General features: G+C 48.2%; 15 protein-coding genes. 8 read left to right on the forward strand and 7 right to left on the reverse strand.

Features of this window, described 5'->3' with window-relative positions:
• Positions 1–60: 60 nt before the first annotated feature.
• Both LX98_RS19455 and LX98_RS19460 read right to left on the reverse strand, forming a co-directional pair.
• On the reverse strand, positions 61–1,269 hold the full coding sequence (locus tag LX98_RS19455) for a glycosyltransferase (RefSeq protein ID WP_496430418.1): 1,209 nt from the start codon (positions 1,267–1,269) through the stop codon (positions 61–63).
• A 232-nt stretch (positions 1,270–1,501) separates the two neighbouring features.
• On the reverse strand, positions 1,502–3,007 hold the full coding sequence (locus LX98_RS19460; RefSeq protein WP_496430419.1) for an alkaline phosphatase family protein: 1,506 nt from the start codon (positions 3,005–3,007) through the stop codon (positions 1,502–1,504).
• A 1,286-nt stretch (positions 3,008–4,293) separates the two neighbouring features.
• On the opposite strand from LX98_RS19460, the gene LX98_RS19465 reads away from it, so the two are divergent.
• From LX98_RS19465 to LX98_RS19475, 3 genes are all read left to right on the forward strand, one after another.
• A complete protein-coding gene (locus LX98_RS19465) occupies positions 4,294–5,022 on the forward strand; it encodes an HAD-IA family hydrolase (RefSeq protein WP_496430420.1) in 729 nt (242 codons plus the stop codon).
• Positions 5,000–5,989 carry a UbiA family prenyltransferase gene (locus LX98_RS19470; protein WP_496430421.1) on the forward strand — a complete coding sequence of 330 codons (990 nt, stop codon included), beginning with the start codon at positions 5,000–5,002 and terminating at the stop codon, positions 5,987–5,989. Before LX98_RS19465 ends, LX98_RS19470 begins: the two co-directional genes overlap by 23 nt.
• Before the next feature lie 557 nt (positions 5,990–6,546).
• On the forward strand, positions 6,547–8,139 hold the full coding sequence (locus LX98_RS19475; protein ID WP_496430422.1) for a glycosyltransferase family protein: 1,593 nt from the start codon (positions 6,547–6,549) through the stop codon (positions 8,137–8,139).
• A gap of 257 nt (positions 8,140–8,396) precedes the next feature.
• On the opposite strand, the gene LX98_RS19480 is transcribed toward LX98_RS19475, so the two are convergent.
• The 4 genes from LX98_RS19480 to LX98_RS19495 all read right to left on the reverse strand — a co-directional run bounded on the left by LX98_RS19480 (position 8,397) and on the right by LX98_RS19495 (position 14,046).
• Entirely contained in the window at positions 8,397–9,353 is a 957-nt protein-coding gene (locus LX98_RS19480; protein ID WP_496430423.1) for an exonuclease/endonuclease/phosphatase family protein, read from the reverse strand.
• Between the two features lie 777 nt (positions 9,354–10,130).
• The gene (locus tag LX98_RS19485) at positions 10,131–11,153 is read right to left on the reverse strand and encodes a PKD domain-containing protein (RefSeq protein WP_496430424.1); all 1,023 of its coding nucleotides are present in this window, start codon (positions 11,151–11,153) and stop codon (positions 10,131–10,133) included.
• Positions 11,154–11,356: 203 nt separating this feature from the next.
• Complete coding sequence (locus tag LX98_RS19490) at positions 11,357–12,346, reverse strand: fatty acid desaturase (RefSeq protein WP_496430425.1); 990 nt, start codon at positions 12,344–12,346, stop codon at positions 11,357–11,359.
• 1,103 nt (positions 12,347–13,449) lie between these two features.
• Complete coding sequence (locus tag LX98_RS19495) at positions 13,450–14,046, reverse strand: TetR family transcriptional regulator (protein WP_496430426.1); 597 nt, start codon at positions 14,044–14,046, stop codon at positions 13,450–13,452.
• Between the two features lie 236 nt (positions 14,047–14,282).
• On the opposite strand from LX98_RS19495, the gene LX98_RS19500 reads away from it, so the two are divergent.
• From LX98_RS19500 to LX98_RS19510, 3 genes are all read left to right on the forward strand, one after another.
• The gene (locus LX98_RS19500) at positions 14,283–14,744 is read left to right on the forward strand and encodes a YHS domain-containing (seleno)protein (RefSeq protein WP_496430427.1); all 462 of its coding nucleotides are present in this window, start codon (positions 14,283–14,285) and stop codon (positions 14,742–14,744) included.
• An 81-nt stretch (positions 14,745–14,825) separates the two neighbouring features.
• Positions 14,826–15,422 (forward strand): cytochrome P460 family protein, encoded by a 597-nt coding sequence (locus tag LX98_RS19505; RefSeq protein ID WP_496430428.1) that lies wholly within the window; start codon positions 14,826–14,828, stop codon positions 15,420–15,422.
• Between the two features lie 660 nt (positions 15,423–16,082).
• A complete protein-coding gene (locus LX98_RS19510) occupies positions 16,083–16,772 on the forward strand; it encodes a TIGR04211 family SH3 domain-containing protein (protein ID WP_496430429.1) in 690 nt (229 codons plus the stop codon).
• A gap of 99 nt (positions 16,773–16,871) precedes the next feature.
• On the opposite strand, the gene LX98_RS19515 is transcribed toward LX98_RS19510, so the two are convergent.
• On the reverse strand, positions 16,872–17,306 hold the full coding sequence (locus LX98_RS19515) for a hypothetical protein (protein WP_496430430.1): 435 nt from the start codon (positions 17,304–17,306) through the stop codon (positions 16,872–16,874).
• A 348-nt stretch (positions 17,307–17,654) separates the two neighbouring features.
• On the opposite strand from LX98_RS19515, the gene LX98_RS19520 reads away from it, so the two are divergent.
• Positions 17,655–17,813, forward strand: a complete 159-nt coding sequence (locus LX98_RS19520) for a 4Fe-4S domain-containing protein (RefSeq protein WP_496430634.1) — start codon at positions 17,655–17,657, stop codon at positions 17,811–17,813.
• Positions 17,814–18,339: 526 nt separating this feature from the next.
• On the forward strand, positions 18,340–18,672 hold the full coding sequence (locus tag LX98_RS19525; RefSeq protein ID WP_496430431.1) for a hypothetical protein: 333 nt from the start codon (positions 18,340–18,342) through the stop codon (positions 18,670–18,672).
• Positions 18,673–18,840: the final 168 nt, after the last annotated feature.

Below are 18,840 nucleotides of genomic sequence, written 5' to 3' on the forward strand. Positions count from 1 at the left end.
CCCAAATTCTTACGCTTGAAGAGGTAATATTACTTATTTAAAATTATTTGTGCTTTTTCCCTAAGAATTTCCCGTTAAACGCATATAAAGATTAGCATATCGCCGGGCACTTTCCTCTTTGGTAAATCGCCTGAGCACTGTAGTTCGAGCTTCCTTTAACTTAACCAATGCTGGGGCCGGGTTAGCGATTATTTGAATTGCCGCCTCTGCCAACGCATCAGGATCGGCTGGGGCGATCAACTCACCGTATTTCCCATTTTCAAGAATTCGGGGAAATGCACCGCTGCGACTCCCTAATAATGGTACTCCGGCGGCAATCGACTCCAATGCTACCCTAGCGAACGCTTCGTTGTATGAAGGGATCAACAACAGGTCCATAGTGGACATGATCTCGCAAATCTGAGTCCGGTGACCGGCAAACTCGACGTGTTCCGAGAGTTTCAGTGCTGCCACTTGATCCCTGAGTTCTTGTTCCAAGCTGCCGGTTCCGACGATCTTGAGGCAAGCGCCGGGCACCGCGTCAACGATTTTTCGCATAGCCGCGATTGCCACCCTATGCCCCTTATCGTATTCGAGCCTTGCGACAATGCCGAGTACTGGATGCGCGGGATCGGTTAGGGCTTGGATTTCCGGCAAATCGGTGCGGCCCGAAAGAAAACGATGCAGGTCGAAAAAGCCATCGATGATTTCGGCACGATCCCATTCGTAGCGCTGTAACTGTTCCTTCACCAAATGCTCAGCTACACAGACGTAGGCGTCGGTGCTCGTAGCCAACCAGGAATGCATCACACGCATAACCGGCCACATATACCATCGCGGTTTTGGCTCCCCACCAAAATTTAGAGTCGCAATAACCACGGGAACGTGCGCCAATTTAGCCGCCAGACGGGCCCACACGTTGCAAAAACCTGATTGCGTCTGAACAATGTCGGGTCGGATTCGGCGAAATATCTGGTAAAGGGCTTTGATAACCTTGATTATGCCGATCGGTTCTGTGAGGCGAGGAATGCCCAATCCGAGCTCGTGTATGGTGCAACCAGTTGCCTTTACTGCAGCGCCAATGGAAGAGGTGGTTGGCATCAGGGTAACGATCTCGAACCTGAAGCGTTTACGATCAAGCTCCTCAGCAAGCCCCAGGGGAGTTTGTTCCGCCCCGGCATCCCGATAAAATCCAAGATAGACAAACAATACCTTTATTTTTTTCATGAGAACAGCACAGGATATACCCCCGCTTGCCGAGGGAAGGAATGCGGAAATGTGATGAGACAATACAAATGAAGGATGCCCACTAGCTTCTTGAGTAGGGATTTACTCTCCGGAATTTCCCGGATAGTTCGTCTCAGTTGTCAAAATAGCATAGCATGAAGTGAAGGAAAGTCTACGTCAAACTATAAGAAAAATTCATAGGCGCCAATTAATCAGACACCTAATTTGGTAAAATTTTTTACTTGGGATTCCCTAAAGCTGGTTGATTCGGTTGGATCTCCATCACTACATGTTTTCATCGATATGCGAGAAGTGACTGGCCGGGGAGGTCCTTGTAGGGCACGCCTGCTGCTGCACAGACCGTCGCACTCAGATCAATCAGATGTGGGTTTCGGCCATTGATCGCGTGATACGTTCCCGATCGCGGGATGATGATTGCGCCGGCGCCAGGTATGTGGTTTCCCGACCGCCCTGACCCCGCACCTTCCCGCAAGATTGTGCCGTATACCGGGGACGTCACGCCGCGCAGGTTCGTAGATGGTTCGCCACTCCATCGGATAACCAGGTCCGGAAGCCTGTCTAGTTTGTGTCCGGGAGGTAAATGGTCTCCGGGTCGTTCAATGCCCGCGATGCATTCTTTCCCATCGATGTCACTAAAGGTTCGGAGGCCCTGGGTGATCTCGTCGCAGAGCACTTTTGCTTCGGATTCGGTGACAATCCCATTCCGCTCACGCCCGCGGATGTTGAGCCGAACCAATCCAGGGCCGTCTGAAGGTAGCGAAAAGGCCCGCACCGCTTTCCAGTCTTTCCCCATTGTCCCCAGTCGAGCTGTGAGTTGGAGCGAAAGTGAATCCGGTAAGGCATCTGCGACTTTAGAACGAAACGAGGTGGGTACAATCGCACGCAGCTTCGTCAAAATGTCATTTCCTGATGACTCGCGGACCGGGGAGGGAGGGGTTAGAATCCGTTCCAGCATCTCGGGAAGAAGATCGGACCGACATGTCTCCGGACCCATTCCTTTAGCCCAGAACACAAGGAGATCTGCATTGTCAGGCAGAATTTTTATTATTCGACCGAGTGCTGCGTCGGCTGCTAGATATACGTCAATTAAGGAGTCCTCCAGCAGAGCCGTTCCGGTTCGTGATTGCCCGATGACGTTGACGGACGCTGGATTCCAAAGCTGGTGACCCGCAAGGTGGATCGCAGCCATGTGCAACCAGAGGACATCGGGAGCCCTCTCTTCCATCAATCGTTCAACCCCGCTGGCCAGGCGGCTAGGCGCTTGCAGGAGGATTTTCCGCAGGTGGAGGAGATGGTGCTGCGATGGTTGACCAAAGGTCTCCTCACCTCTAGGCGTCTTGCCAAGATGTTTTAAGAGTTCCTTGCCCAAGCTCGGAGGACGCGACCACTTAGCCAAGTGGACGCGTGATCGAAACTGACATCCACTCACCACGATACCGTTGGTTAGCTCTTGTATGGGATGTTCGGGTGGATCGATGGCAAGGACTCGTTTGCCTGCTCGGTCAAGGCGTCGGAACAAAGTCTCATCTGATAAGAGTTCGTGAGACAGTCGAAGCCTTTGCTCGGGAGCAGACCAGGTAAACAAGGAGTAAATTCCGTGCTCCGACAGATGCTGACCGGTATAGAGGGTGGCGTAAACCGCTCCATCGAGAAAGGGAGGGTCGAGACTGACGACCTCGCCTTCCCGTTGAAGAGCCGCGAGATTTGGCATTCGGTTGTTAGCGATTAATTGCTGGATGAGGGCCAGCGATGGGGCCTCTAAAGAGATGGCCGCAATCATGTTTTGCATTCTATGACAGAACAGATCAGGCAGATGTAACCCTGGCTCTGGCACATTCGGGTACTCACTCGAAAGAGATCAGGGAGGGGTATGTCGAGGGATTTCGGCGTCTCAAAAAACATTGGTGTTTGGAGATGACCCTTGTAGGATTTAACCGCTTTTAGTTTCCTTCAGATTTTAAAGATGCCAGGTTTGAATCAGTAAAATCAATCTATTGGTGTTATCGATTTACCCCTCGCCTTAGGCCAATTGAATCCCCGGTTTTCTGTATAAGGTTAACCTGGTTTGCCCGTGTGGCCAAAAAAATCTAGGCCATGATTAGAAGATCTTCAATGAACAGCTTGCCCAAAAGTATTAAAGGTGTTGACGACCATGTATTTGGAGTGTTATTTGCCTTCTTTCAGCAGGTGTAAGTATAGCGGGGATAGAGCTAATGTACGATATTTAGCCAGACGAACATCTCCGAATTGCCCATCCCTTCAAAGAAATGGTTGTGAGTTGTACTCTGGAAAATTCATACATTGCTATGTATGATCGACCCATTGATACATTCATGCTTGAGACACCCAATCGAGTGCCCGGCCAGCCTTTAGAGTAAGGGACCATAATCTAGCTTCCCCTTCCAAAGAATGATCGGTTGCAGCATGGATTGCGAGGAATCATCTATAAATTATCCGACTAGCCCTCGTTATCCCCCAAAAAATGCAAAAGGCTATGGTTTTCATAAGCCTTTCGTCTTCATTAGAGGAGAGAAAAAAGGCAAAAACGCTGACAATCATCTAAAACCCTATAGGGATCCTATGGAGATCAATCGTCTTACCCCACCGGCAGTTGCTCAAAAGCGGTCTCCCTTTAAATAGTGGGCGATGGCTTTGTAGGACAAAATAGTCCCAACTATCCCCATCACCATTTACCCAACCGTCGCCATAAAACAGCGTGTTCAAAGGAAGAGCCAACCGAGGACATGAGGGCTCGCTTAGAGTTTTCAACCTTGGCTTAATGGGACCTCCGCGTAATCTGAACGGCCGCTATCGGGCACGGTCCCCCAGTGGTTCGTTTTTTAACTTTTTTACAGACAGTAATTCTGGTTTCCGATAAGATTCAATACGGAACAATTCTTGCTTTTAAGCCTCAAGGAATTTTGATGCCAAAAGAATGGTATTTTTGAGCAATCATCCGGTAACTTGATGGATATAGGTATTTGCCCACTACATATAATTTTTTCGAGCTTTTGAGAGTCAAATTTTCAATAACCACTTTTCCGATTATGGGGAGTAGACTGTTTTGTGAAGCTGGTTCACCCGATTCGTGCTGTTTTGCTCGATATTGACGGAACCCTCTATCACCAGCAGTTTCTACGGGGTCTGATGGCCTTTGAGTTATCTACCGTTCCGTTTGCATTAGGTTCTGTTCGTAAGGCTCTGCGTGTCTGGCGAATTTTGAAATGTTTTCGGGAAGGACGTGAAGCGTTACGAACCATGGAAGATCCGAGTACCCCCCTGGTCAATTTGCAATACTCCCTTGTTGCCGAACGAGTCGGTGTGACACCCAGTGAGGTGGAAATAGTGGTGAGGGAATGGATGTTCCGTCGCCCCTTGAAATATCTCAGGATTTGTCGGCGTCGTGCCATGAAAGAATTTTTTCAATTAGCGGCTGATAGGGGCCTGCGTACAGGAGTCTTTTCTGATTACCCTGTACGAGAAAAATTGCAAGGGCTAGGGATTCATGCGCCGTTAACGGTCGAACTATGCGCCACGGATCCGGAAATTAATGCGTTTAAACCTAACCCCAAAGGGTTTCTCTTTGCCTGTCACCTCTGGAATCTGGATCCCCGGGAGGTGTTGTATGTCGGTGATCGGTATGACGTGGATGCGCGTGGTGCCAAAGCTGCCGGAATGCCTTACGTTATATTTTCCCGCAGAGCGCCTTGCGAATTGGACGCGAGTGCAAAAACAGAATATCGTTCGATTACTAATTTTAGAGGCCTTTGCGATGTTATCCACTCAACCATCTAACTTTTTTCGGGTACTCTGGCCGTATGTCCAGATCGCCAGGATCGACCACTGGTTTAAAAATGTCTTTATGATTCTGGGCATCGTGCTGGCCCTGTTTTATGAGCCGGAACTCTTTGTCTGGGCTAGTCTTCTTCCTTTGCTTCTGGCTGTTGTAGCTACCTGTTTGATTGCCTCAAGCAATTATGTGGTCAACGAGCTTCTTGATGCGCCTTATGACCGTCTCCACCCCGTGAAAAAGGACCGTCCCGTTCCTTCCGGGAAGGTCAAAGCGAATTGGGCCTGGATGGAGTGGTTTATATTGGGGACTTCAGGGATAGTCCTTGCATTTTCCCTTAATGCGTATTTTGGAACCACAGCCCTCCTTTTTTTGGTGAGCGGCCTAATTTACAATATCCCGCCGATACGGACGAAAGAACTACCTTATTTAGATGTACTTTCTGAGGCATTGAATAATCCGATTCGGTTGTTGCTTGGGTGGTTTGCACTTGTAACCAATAGCATCCCTCCACTATCCCTGGTGTTGGCATACTGGATGGTCGGCGCATTTTTCATGGCCACTAAGCGATTTGCCGAGTATCGACGTATAGGTGACCCCATACGTGCACGGGGGTATCGTAAGTCGTTCGGGTATTACACAGAAAACCGTCTATTGCTCAGTATGTTTTTCTATGCGATGGCCTGTTCCTTTGTGTCTGGAATATTTCTTGTCCGATATCATATGGAGTTAATACTTTTTGTCCCTATAGGTGCCGGGTTTTTGACGTATTATCTTAAAGTTGGTTTGCTGGAGGATAGTCCCGTTCAAAATCCCGAAAAATTATACAAGGAAAGTGGGTTTGTTTTTTATGTTGGATTGAGCACGATGCTCTTTCTCCTGCTTATGTTTTCTGAGATCCCTTTTTTGTATGAGTTGTTTAATGTTAATCCGGCTCTCATTCCACCCCTTTGGACTATTGGTGAAAAGTAAGTCACCGCTATCTGACTAAAAAATAAGTCAATGATACCTGAGGCGTTAATTTGTATATATGCTTTCGTTAGGCGATGTACCAGAAGCAACCAAACATTCCTTCAGTCTTATGCAGGATTTCCGAAGAAATAAACTAATTATTGTGATCCGTGCGCCCATGCCTTGCGTTGGGGGACATTGAAGACGTTAAAGCGTAAAATTCCTCCCCGAGAAAAGTATGCTGGCATGCACGGGATGACCTTTTCACTATGTGGAATCTTGCCGACCGTTGGGACGATTCTGCCCCCAATACCTGACGAAATTGTGAAGGGTTTTTGAATGTTGAGATTCAAGCATGAGGAAATCACGACCTTTGAACATTAGGACTTTTTGTGATGGATCTCCCGGCGTTGGGAAGCATCCGGAGAGCTGGTTATGAATGAGTGTAAGGGGGCAATAAAAAGGGTGAGATTACAAAATGCGCAATTACGAACCGTATTTGAGTTAAAAATTAGAGGAAGGGCCCGTTTAGGAGCCGTTTGTTTTCTAGGGAAACTTACTGGAAATGAGTATGTCTAATGGGTGAGATGACTCGGCAAGACATCTCCAGGGCCAGTTTCGGCTTCTTTATTCTACAGATTGTGTTGCTGATGTGGGCTGGTTGGGTCAATCAGGATTGGATCAGTACCGATGGGATTTCCTATATCAGAATTGCCCAATATTACGCATCCGGACAGCTCGATTTAGCGGTTTCCGGTTATTGGGGGCCCATGTTGAGTTGGATCATGGTCCCGTTGCTGGGTTTTGTGGAAGAACCGTTATCCGCTGCGCAGATGGCCATGGCACTATCCGCGATTGTGTACCTTGTAGGCTGTCTGGCGATCTTACAGATTTTGGGGATCGGGACCTCCGCGGTCCTTGTGGCTCTCGCGATCGTGGCCTTTTTTAGTGTCCACTGGGCGGTTCAAGGGATCACTCCGGACCTCCTGATGAGTGGGATTCTTTGTCTAGCCATAAGCCGAACTTTGCATCCCGATTGGTGCAATAAGCCATCCGTCCAATTTTCTGCCGGGCTATTATTCGGAGCTGCCTATTTAGCGAAAGCGCCTGGGTTGCCATTTGCATTTATTCTGATTGTGGCGGCAGGGGGGTTATGGGCCGTTTGTCAGCAGACCAGCCCAATTCGTGCTTTACGAAGCACCGCGATTACCTTTTTAGGGTTAATGCTTATTGCCGGGCCTTGGATTTTTGTACTGTCCCTCAAATATGAGAGGCTGACATTTTCCACAAGTGCAGGAATTAGTCATGCCGTCATGGGGCCGCCTGGTATTGGGCGAGGGCACCCCACTTTTACTGACTTTCTTATTCCCGAACAGGGCAGAGTTTCATCCTGGGAGGATCCAATATCGAAAAAGTACTCACACTGGTCCCCGATTGAAAGTACAGAGAATTTTCGTCATCAATTGCGGATCGTCCATAGTAATGTGATGAAAACTATACGCCTGTTGAAGGACTTTGACTGGCTTGGCATCGGGCTGGTCTCGGTCATATTTGGATTCTTGTTTCATGCTCCATGGACACAGAATATCCGATCAGATCGCTGGCGATGGGCAGCAATATTTATCGGGTGTCTGGTGGTGATCTATTTGCCGGGTTATGGAGGAGAAAGGCGATATTATTATTCCGTCTATCCGTTTCTTCTTGGCGGAAGTTTAGGCTTTGTGGGGCATCTGACCAAGGGTCGGTCCGGTCAGGAAAAAATTCTTCATATCATGGCCCTGGCCCTTCTCTCCTTATCCTTTCTCCTTCCTCTTGCTAACGGACCCTTTTTCCCAGAGAGACCCAGTTACCAGGCGGCCAAAATTTTGAGGGAAAAATTGAACGCTCTTCATATCAGCGGTCCAATTGCTTCGACAAGCGAGTTGGAAAATATTGATTCCTATACCGCCTTCCTGATGCAAGTGCCCTACCATGGGAGGTCGACAAGGTCTCAAACTGTCGAAGAGGTGGAATCGTCCCTAGCCAAAATCGTCATCGTTGACCGAGGGACTTTGGCGGATGAAAATCTTCATAACGATACGAGTTTCATCAGCCTGGATGAAGCAATGTTCAATTCCCTCGGGAAGGATTTCGATCCTGGAGTAAAAGTCTACATCAACACAAAAATATAATTTTGCCAATTGACCAGTTTTTTTGCCCCGTTTAGGCATGTAGGCGCCTTCAGGATCTTGAGAAAATGGTACAGCCAGGATCTGGCCTTCCAATGAGAGCACCCGCTTTTTTCTGCTAATTTTTGAAACTCTGCACCCCACCTAATTGCCTGGCTCTAGAATTCACTCAGTCATCGTCCGCTTGAAATTGCTACGGACGGATCGGAGTGAGGTGACGGATGTGTGGGTAAATCAACGGAACATAAATTAGAGCCTGATTAGTCTTGTGACTCTAATCTGGATGGTGGGTAAATAATGACGGATAGGGCGTTGTGATCGCTAAGGATGCCTTTTAATGGAAGGGATTGGGAGTGTTCTGTGCGGATTCCTCTGACGGCAATCAAATCCGGCCCGCTTTGGTGCACAAGGGTTAGCGCATTCGACTTAAGAAATTCTTCCAAAATTTCTGCATCGCGTTCTTCTTGGGCTGGCCGAAGATTCGCATCCATGCCAACAAACAATGGTGCATCAGGAGAAATGAATTGCCTAATGCCTGCAGTAAGCTGTCTAAACTGTAGAGCTCTGGCCCTAATGCTGGCTTCTCCACGACCTGCGTCCATATGACTATTCAATACCCAGTATGTTGGGAATTGAACAAGCTGAAAACCCTTCGAGAAGAAATCATCGGCTTTATTCAGGTCGGTATTCCAGCCAGCAAAGGCCTCATAGGGTTCTGAATGGACAGACTGAGGTTGTTCACGAGCGAGCATCAGGAGTCCGGGGCTCAAACATATGTGGCATATGGCTCGAAGAGGCCACCAGTCACCACCACCGCCTTCGGTAAACAATGGGTGATTTGACCAGGCATGTTTGGTGTATTGGGCGAGTTGTGCTGGCCGGACAAAGGCTTCTTGAAACAGCACAAGATCGAACTTGGAGGCTAGATCCCCAATGCATGCGATCTCTTCCTCAGTATGGGCTTCACTCGAGAAGAATGAGTCGGAAAGAAGGCGGTCATGAATATTAAAAACCAGAACCGGAAGACCATGGCTCCCAGTTGGATCAGGAAGATCGACTTTGGAGAGGCCCGCTTGCTGTTGCCAATCCAGGCGACACGGTTCGGTCAATGTAGGTTTCGTTTCAAACTTTCCCAGGCACGCACTCACCATGATGAGGGCCATCAGGGCCAACACAACCAAACCACCCTCCAACCAGCTTGCTTTGAATATGGGCATCAGCAAACTCCCTTTCATTCAAATGGCAGTCTTCGGTTCTCCTACCTTTGTAATTCGAATCTCGCCCCATAAGCGTATTTACTATGCCTCCCATTATGCTCTTGTGGAGGTCTGAGCGAGGACTCATATTTTTTGCTCTCAATAGAAAAAAAGGTTTCTCCACTCTTTATTTCGCTTAATCGACCACCTTGCTCCTGCGATGAAACCGTAAAACAATAGCGGAACCAGGACGGTTGTTCACGCACTTTTCGCCTTTTCGTGTATAGGTAAAAATATTTAACCTATGGCGAATGGCCTTTAGCCGGCTTCCGTTTTGCTGTTTGCTTTGACGATGATCCAAGGCGACTAGGAGGAATATTTCTTCCTTGGCCTATCTTCTTTGTGGGATGCAAAGATCACAAATTTATTGGGCTTTGTCATTGACGGGCATTGTTTCACGGTTACTTAAGAGATTATTGCTCCGACAGTTGAGCGGCTCTCCTGTGTTTTTTGAAAATGGAGAACCAGAAATTAATGATTTCTATGTTGTCCTCTAAAGGCTAGATGCTTAAACCTGGGAATCTGTTCCAAGTAAGCTTGGTTCTGCAGTTTAAAAAAATCGACCCCCGCCCGGCTGTAGTAATTTCGACCAGGAAAGGCGATTTTCGCGGCATTGGGAAGTTGCCTAAGATCGCCCACTATTGAGAGTGGATTCAGGGGTGATTAGGGAAAGGAGCAACTACGTCTGGCTTCTTGTGGCTTCTGGCTCGCGCTGCACGTCCTATGGGGTGCCTCCCGCTAGGGCGTAATGAGGACGTCGACAAATGCAGGTTGGCTGTCGGCACCTTGAATGTCCGTAACTCGGAGCGTGAAGCGGAAGAGGCGTTCTTCGACTACAAACGGGGCCAAAAATTTGGCTTGTGCGGAATACGGGTCGAGCAGAGGGACTTTACTTCCTCGTACTTGTTCCCAGTGGTACTGGAGGGAGCCGCCGTCGGGATCATAACTCCTTAAGCCATTCAAGGTGACTCGTGTTCCCGAAAGGACCGTTTGCGTTTTGCCGGGGTCCGAAACCGGTGGTTGGTTCGGTTCATCGTTGATTTCAACCAGAATGCCGAGGATGGCCTCTTGATTGCGGTTTTTTACGGTGAGCGAGGTTTCCCCATTCCCCACCAGCCGGACCACTCCATTTGGGTTGACCGAAATGATTTTTTCGTTAGCAGACTGATAGGTGGTTCCTGTGCTTTGTGCCCGAAGGGAACGGGAGATTCCATCTGAGAATCGCCCAATCACTGGTAATTCAAACGTTTTTCCGAGAAAGTCCACTTGGTCATATACACGAGTTCCGCTGGCTCGTCCCAATTTCAGGGGCTTGTCCGTTTGAAAGTCAATCTCCAGGAGTTCAGCGTCCGGCTCGATTTGAATCAGGATTTCATCGAAGATGGCTAAGGATTCATGTTGGGATTGTCTTCCACCCTGTTCGGCCACAGCCAGAAGCCGATAGGTGCCCATCATTTCTTTGGGTATCAGGATCTTTCCGCCAAAGGGAGGATTGTTTTTTGCCGTGGCGACAAGGGCTAATTTTTCTTCGACAAATTCTCGCAGCATATCGTCAAATTCACCATACCAGTAGTAGTTCACCTTGGTGACTCCGGGGAGACCCTCTAAATCCAAGGCGACAGAAATATGATCACCTGACTGGTGAACTGTGAGCTCTTTCGGTTCAAGTATGGAAAAGGGCCAGGACGTTTGATATCCAAGCAGAAGGGAGAGAACGGTTACGAAGACTATCGTCATCAGAGCGACAAAAGCGCGAAACATGTTCCTACCTCATACGGCATCAGCAGCCAATAGTCTTATCATACATCACCCATCCAAGTGGGTGCATCCTCATGATAATAACGAGTTTTTGGCTTGGGAGATGTGGGAGAGCGAGAAAGGGAAGACCTGAAGGGGGAAATTAAAAAAGGCCTGAGTGAATGGCCGGACACCTTAAAGTGTCATCCCTGGGGCTAATGGTGTATCTACATCGCCATCTTCTCGGCTGAATCAGAATTCTCGTCCATCTGATCAAGACTTGGGTGATTCAGTACCCATGCGGGGACTGGTCGAATATCCCAAATGATCCCAAAAAGTTGGAGCCCTTCCAGCAGGTAATAGGTGACATCGATTTCCCACCATCGAAATCCTTGCCGGGCGGAGCTGCAATATTGATGATGATTATTGTGCCATCCTTCACCTAGGGTAATGAGGGCCAGAAGGAAGTTGTTCCGGCTATGGTCCGATGTTGGATAGCGTCGGCTACCAAAAAGATGGGAAAGTGAGTTGATGGTGAAGGTGCCGTGCCAGAGGACAACGGTCGAAATCACGAAGCCCCACACCAGCATTTGCCATCCACTTGTTCCCAAATCCGGATAGGCACTGCCGAGCCATTTCCCCAAGAGAAACAGGAGGACTGCCAGCCCGATTGGCACAAGGGTGTCGAAACGATTCAAAAATCGTAATTCCGGATATCGCGCAAAATCTTTGATGCGGTTCAACTTTGTTGCGAGTTGGTCATGGGTTAAAAACCAACCTACATGGCTCCACCAGAGCCCGCGGATAACAGGAGAATGGACATCTGCCGGTTTGTCGGAATAGGCATGATGGTGGCGATGGTTAGCGGCCCACCATAAAGGACCTCGTTGGGCCGCGCTGGCCCCAAGGCAGGCAAACAGGAACTGCATCACTCGTGAGGTGCGAAAGGTTCGGTGGGAGAAGTAGCGGTGATAAAAGCCGGTAATGGCGAACATTCGTACAATATACAAGGACACGGCTACCCCGACCGCTATAGGACTCCAGCCCACCCAAAAGACTGCGAGAACGGCAATATGTAAGGCCAAAAATGGGATCGTTCGAACCAGGTCTATCTCGCGACCGTTTTTATGGGAGGCCAGCGCTGACGCTTCTTGGGTGTCAAACAGGGACTGTAACAGCTTCCATGGGCCCAATATGATCCTCTGGATTTCTGGCATCCTTATCGCTCCTCTCTCATGTGTAGGGAATTTCGAGATATCTATAGCTTACGATTCACAAAACTTCATCGAAGCCTTTTTGTAAAACGGAGATCCTCAACTTTCTTATTATAAAGGGGAAAGATACGAACTCTACAAAGTAAACCAGAAGGAGGCCTTCTGGCAAATACAATTTTACCGGGTGTATGGCTTTTGGTATGTGATGGGAGGCTGGATATTCCAAAAGAACCCGTTAAAAAAGGCCGACTCGGGTGTCCATCATGGTGATATTGAATTCGAGGAATGATCAAAGCCATACAAAATTTTTCTTCAAAACTAAAATCCCATCATATTTCTGCTGATTGGGTGCGGAAGGGAATTGGTTTCGCGACTTGGCATATGGATGCGGACGGCAACCTGGGTCTGGTTGATAGATTAAATGCTCCGATGCATTGGTTCGATCATGGAAAAGTTCCTCGAAACAATAGAATGAATGCTAGAGAATGACTATCCAATTCGAGAAACGCATGAATATGTATGTTGGAAGGTGGAGGGCAAGCCCACGAGAGATGCCCGCGCTGTTATTGGCACCTACTGAGTTTTATGTATGGGGAAAGCCTAACAAAAACACCCCGAATTTACCAAATTTGTTTTCCGTGACATTAACATATGGCAGCTATGCCAATTCTCATTGAGTATCTCCGCTTGAGGTAACCTGTAACTTCTCCCATACCAGGAGGTCCCGGAGACAGTAGATGAGGTTAAAGTGCAACCAAAATAGGTCGCTCATCGTGTATCTATAGTATTTCGCTGAATCACAAGAGGCCCATTCCTTTATTTCTGTTGTAGGGGAACATCCGGAAAAGCCAACAAAAGGAGAATGGCCTCCGCTGAAACCCTTTCGCCACTTACGGATACCCACTAAATATTATTCAAGTGGGCAGGAAAAACATCTTAGCTCCTCCTGTTAGCCTCCCAGGACCTTAAGGCCCATGGTTTCTGATAAACGGTGCGGCGTAGCGATGCCCAACGACCAAGGGCCGAACATGTCAGAAATCATATTTACCGAGTGATGATCATCAAAGCAATTAGGAGTTTCAGATCATCCACCTGGAAATATGATGCTATGTTTGGGGTATTTCATGTGGACTCTGTTTTTCGATCAGCACTGCTGCTACCCGTTTGGCAATTTTGGCTGCATCAGGTTTTTGCGACACTTGGGCGGTCACGATTGCTCCTTCCAATAAGAGCGAGAGTTCTTCGGCTAAATGCTGAGGATTCCGCGCTCCCATCTGAATGCATAGCTTGAGGATAAACTCCGTCATCATCCGCTTGAAATCCCTGCAGACGTAACGCAGTGAGGTGCCCGGGGTGGAATGCTCACCAACGGCATTGATGAACAGACATCCATAAAAACTCTGTTGCGAGAACCAGGTTTCGGCCACATCGAAAATGGCCAGCAGGCGAGTTTTGGGAGTGCGCGCCTTTGTCTCCACTTGCCGCATGAACGAATTTCTAAACTGTCCGTCATAATGTCGCAATGCCGCGAGGACCAATTCCTCTTTTGAGCGGAAGTGGGCATACAAGGTTTTTTTTGTCACCCCCGAATGTTCAACAATGGTATCGATCCCTGTGGCGTGAATCCCGTTTTGCGCAAATAAGGTCACGGCTGCTTGGATGAGTTGCTCCCGCTTTGAGGGTCGAGGGCTTTCTTGCGTCAATTAACTACACCTACTGGTCTACCGATATTTTGGTAATTTTTGTGGATACACAAATATCTTTGAAAAAGATTAATCAGTTTTCTTTTTGTATCCCATCGGCTTGGATGGTTTCTGCAATGTTAACGAGACTGGAAAGGAAGTGTAACGAAACGGGAGCTCAGCTGACTAGACTTCAAAAAGGATACAGATCTGTATACTATGATTTACCAACCATTCCTTCAAAAAGGAGATCCATCATGAAAATGATGAAGACAATCTTAAGTTTGATGTTTGTCATGTTCCTGGCCCTCGCGGCTACACCCGCCTTCGCGGGGGATGCTACCAATAGCACTCCAGGAATCAGCGGTTATGATCCGGTTGCGTACTTTACGGATGGAAAACCGATGAGGGGTTCCGGTTACCACGTGGTGGAGCACAAAGGAGTGACCTATGCCTTTGCTACCAATGAGCACAAAGAAATGTTCGAGGCAAACCCCGGAAAGTATGTGCCAGCGTACGGTGGCTATTGTGCTTATGGTGTGGCAGTCGGGAAGAAATTCGTGTCCGATCCTGAAGCGTGGAAGATCGTTCAGGGCAAACTGTATCTGAATCTGGATCGGGATATCCAAAACAAATGGGCCAGTGATATTCCGGGCTATCTCAAAAAATCCGAGGCCAATTGGAAAGAAATCAAAGATAAAGCGGCGTCGGATTTATAAAGAAACTCGGCCGAGGTCCGTCACGGTGTATGTGGCGGGCCGCAGCCGTTTTTTAGATGCCACCGTTGATAGGAGAAGTCTATGAAGCAGTTTGTCACCATAGGGCCGGTCCTCATTCTGGGATTGGGAAGTTTGGCAGGATGGGCGATGACGAATGAAGAGAAATCTTTTGCCCCCAACGTTCACCCAAAAACCGGGGCCATCAGTGTTCCTGAAAATTACCGGGAATGGCCCACGCTTGGGACCTGGGCCCACGCAAAGGTTGAAGGTGCGCCAGGTTTGCAGGAATATCACGTCGTGTATACCCAGCCGGACACAATCAAGTTTTACAACGAGAAAAACCGGTTTCCCGACGGAGCGGTGTTGTTGAAAGAACTTCTAAACGCCGACACCATGCCGATGACCACCGGGCCGGCAGTCGGTCACGCGACCACCATCAAAGGCTGGTTTGTGTTGGTCAGGGATACGAACGGGCGGTTTAAAGAATCCAGCCTATGGGGTGATGGTTGGGGTTGGTCCTTTTTTAATTCGGACGATCCTCAACACACGGTGTCTAAGGATTACAAAATAGATTGTCTTCCGTGTCACACCCCGGCCAGAGAGCTGGCGCGGAAAAAAGCGGTTGAGGCGGATAAATGGATTTACTCGTTTGGTTACCCTGTGCTTCAAAGGAACTGACAGAGCAACTTAAATATGAAGATCCATCCATCGGCACTGTTCCCTAAAAAAGGTTCACTCGCCTGACATTTGTTCTTTTGGCCAAGGGATATTATTTGACTTTGGCTATTGGAGAAAGCGGGCTCCAGTTCGGAAGCCGAGGTTCGTTTCATTGGGTCAAAGCCAACGGACGCAAAGCCATTTCGATCCAAGTTTGCACATTGAATCGTTCTGACGCATACCGTTGAGGAGTGGACCAATTCGTCTGGCTCAACTTGGGTTCATTCCTGGGTTTGAACGTCAGCCCGGTTGGCCCATTCATATGTGGTGGTCATTTGATCACCTGAGTCGTAGATCAAGCCTGTAGTTATGGTTTTCATTTCTTCCCACCCTGCTCACCCACCTTCTTTAGGCCCGGTTGCGTGACCCTTTCCGGGTCTTCTATATTCGTGAACGGAAAAGGGGATGAACTAGGACGTCAAAACAGCATTTAACCTTTTTAAGCCTCTATTTTCATGAGCCGATTTTTGGGTGTCATTGACACCTTACGGCTCCTTTGCTACTTATCGGCCTGTCCCCCAGGGCCTGTACATTTCCTATTCCTAGTGAGTGCGACACTTTACCTTTCGCCGGAAGAACTCCTTTCTCGAAATGCGCAACACCATGAGGAGGTTAAACGCTTTGAAATTTTTAATCTATCTCGTCTTTTTATCGTTCTCATGGTTGGGGTTGACCACACAGCCATTGGCTGCAGTCGGAGACGTGAATTATATTTCGGATGTGGTAACTGTGCCGCTACGCAGTGGGCCCACTACTGCCCATCGCATTCTACACCGTGGCCTACCAAGCGGGACCCAACTGACCATTCTCGCGATAGACGAGGAGGCCGGGTTTACCCAGGTCAGGACCACCGATGGGATGGAGGGCTGGGTCACGTCTCAGTACCTCATCGGGGAACCCATTGCCCGGGTCAAGCTGGCTGCAGCCGAAAAGCGTCTACAAAGTCTTAAAGCGGAAATCGAAAAAGAGCGCGAGGCGCGTGCGAGCATCCAGGCTGAGCACAAAGAAACCGACGCGAATAACCGGACGCTCAATTTGCAGGTGCAATCCCTCTCGAAAGAACTCGCGGAACTGAAACGTATATCGGGCGATTCCATCAACGAGCATGCACGCAATATCGAACTTGTTCAGCAGAATACCCTTTTAGCTGGCCAGGTTGAGGAGTTATCCGCTAAAGCCAGGCAGCTTGAAGACAACTTACAACTCAAATGGCTCCTATATGGGGGCGCTCTGGTGCTCATCGGACTGTTAATCGGAGTAATTCTCAAAGCACGGCCCCGGCAGACGACGAGTTTTACCCGCTATTCGTAAGGAACAATCACAAAAAATCCTTGCCCAAGAGTCTATTCTCTTAGGTACCTCTCTCGCCCACACTCGTTCAGGCCTGTCGGGTCAATCCACGCCGTCCGATTATTTCAATGTCTCAAGGGTCGCACGCAGTTCTTGGACCTCCGTCTTAAATAAGGCGAGGTGTTCATCCCGTTGGGGTTGCGTATCCTTGAACTTCCATAGCCGTTTAAAGATAGCCCACAATTCCTTATTATGGGTCACCGCGAGAGCGTAAGCGGGGGATTCCCGTTTGGCCTCATCCACACAACACAATGAATTGTCGAAGGCATGAAATTGATTGTGCAGGTCATCCAATGGCTGATCGGTCCCTGTTCCCCCTTTCGCGGCTTCCGCACTGGCTTCCATCATAGTGGTCAGGTTCAGTACGGTTTCGAGACTGGTGGTCCCTTTCGCTTTTTGGGCAAATTCATCCGCACGAGGATAGAAAACATAACTGCATCCGCTCAGACCGGTTACCAGAGCTGCTATCGCGAAAATGGCGGCAATCTTTTGCATAAGTCCCTCCAGGGTAAAGGTGAATAGGTTGTGTAAATGGTCTGATCTCTAGCCTGTAATAGATTGCTTTTTAATTTGTGTGGATGTGAATGTGAGCGCATCCGTCAATATAGAGTTATTTTACCTATCTCAATTCTCAAGCGGAATTGATTTCGGAAGACATTTTTTCTGTTTTTTGTCTCCTAAGCCTCAAGGCGCAAACTAAACTCAGCCTCCAGGTCACGTTGATCCATCTCCTTAAACTTTCATTTCAAATTCAACATCATTCTTATTTAATATAAAATGGCATCGCCATCTTTTTGGACGGGATTCTAAACTAGTAAGAGAATGTCAGTATGCGAACGAATGATGGCTAACCTATCCAACCGATTAAAGACGAATGTCGTGGGCAATTTTTTTGTCAATTCCACCTGCATCGTTTGTTATACCTGTCGACAATTGGCTGGGGCCACGTTTGTGGAGGCCGGTGAGTATTCGGCGGTATTTCACCAACCGGGATCTCAATAAGAAAAATCTGCCGCCTATCAAGCCTTGATAGCCTGTCCCGTGGGGTCAATTGTTACCAGGATGAAGAATCCTTTTGGTATTCCTAACATGGTGAAAAGATGGTAATCCATTTTTAGCATTGCGATGTGTATATGAAGTTGGTTAAAGATGTGCAATACGAGGTGAGATTCGGATATTAGATCTTTCACCGAGATGTCAAAAGAGGCCGTGTATGTCTGCGCTGATCTTCCTAAGCGAACCACCGCAGGTCATATTGAAATTTGTGGGAGCGGGCGATAGCCACGTCTCTGTACAGAGAAAATTCTCCAGCCGATTGGTTTTTATTTCAGGAAGACTTGAGCGGATTCCGGCAGATCTTTTTCTAGCGATGTATTGTGAATGCTTTTTGAAGATATCCTAAAGTAGCATGACGATCTTTGGGTAGACCATTCCGATTCCTTCTTTTGGACAACCCATTTCTTACCAAATGATGGCATAGGAAAAATACATGGATAACCAATAATCATTCATCACACAGGAGGAGGTTATGAACATTCAAAGAAACTGGAAATTGGTGCTTGCGACAACAATGATGGCCCTGATGGTCGGGTGCGCATTCAGTCCGCCAAGCAAAATGGTGAAACAAAATGACCATGCGCGTTTGGCGGACTGGTATCAGAAGGAAGCGACTGATCTTCATGCGCGGGCAGAAGAAATGCGCCACATTGAGAAAGAGTATGAGTTCTTGGGGACCCCGAAAGAAGGGCATGAATCAAGCCTTGTGGAGCACGCCAAGAATTTAAAGGACCATTACACTAAAGCTGCGGAAGTTGCGGAAGCGATGGCGAAGGCTCATGCTGAGCAGGCAAAAACCCCGTAAGAACGCCAATGGGGATCTTTCAGGCTTTCATGGGGAAGCCGGATCACTAATTACTAAATGGTGCATGATGGTCAATACTCATCCTGGGATAGGCCATTGAACCTTTATGCAAAGTTGACGTCCAGAATCTTTCGGTCCGTATCCTGGCTGGGCGATAAAAATTTGGTT

Source organism: Nitrospira marina (assembly GCF_059568365.1).

Excerpts from the sequence above, each read along its gene's own strand:
- LX98_RS19520 (WP_496430634.1), top strand. The coding sequence starts at position 17,655 with ATGGCTAACCTATCCAACCGATTAAAGACGAATGTCGTGGGCAATTTT.
- LX98_RS19460 (WP_496430419.1), bottom strand. The coding sequence starts at position 3,007 with ATGATTGCGGCCATCTCTTTAGAGGCCCCATCGCTGGCCCTCATCCAG.
- LX98_RS19490 (WP_496430425.1), bottom strand. The coding sequence starts at position 12,346 with ATGCCAGAAATCCAGAGGATCATATTGGGCCCATGGAAGCTGTTACAG.
- LX98_RS19515 (WP_496430430.1), bottom strand. The coding sequence starts at position 17,306 with ATGCAAAAGATTGCCGCCATTTTCGCGATAGCAGCTCTGGTAACCGGT.
- LX98_RS19470 (WP_496430421.1), top strand. The coding sequence starts at position 5,000 with ATGTTATCCACTCAACCATCTAACTTTTTTCGGGTACTCTGGCCGTAT.
- LX98_RS19500 (WP_496430427.1), top strand. The coding sequence starts at position 14,283 with ATGAAAATGATGAAGACAATCTTAAGTTTGATGTTTGTCATGTTCCTG.
- LX98_RS19485 (WP_496430424.1), bottom strand. The coding sequence starts at position 11,153 with ATGTTTCGCGCTTTTGTCGCTCTGATGACGATAGTCTTCGTAACCGTT.
- LX98_RS19505 (WP_496430428.1), top strand. The coding sequence starts at position 14,826 with ATGAAGCAGTTTGTCACCATAGGGCCGGTCCTCATTCTGGGATTGGGA.
- LX98_RS19475 (WP_496430422.1), top strand. The coding sequence starts at position 6,547 with ATGGGTGAGATGACTCGGCAAGACATCTCCAGGGCCAGTTTCGGCTTC.
- LX98_RS19480 (WP_496430423.1), bottom strand. The coding sequence starts at position 9,353 with ATGCCCATATTCAAAGCAAGCTGGTTGGAGGGTGGTTTGGTTGTGTTG.
- LX98_RS19525 (WP_496430431.1), top strand. The coding sequence starts at position 18,340 with ATGAACATTCAAAGAAACTGGAAATTGGTGCTTGCGACAACAATGATG.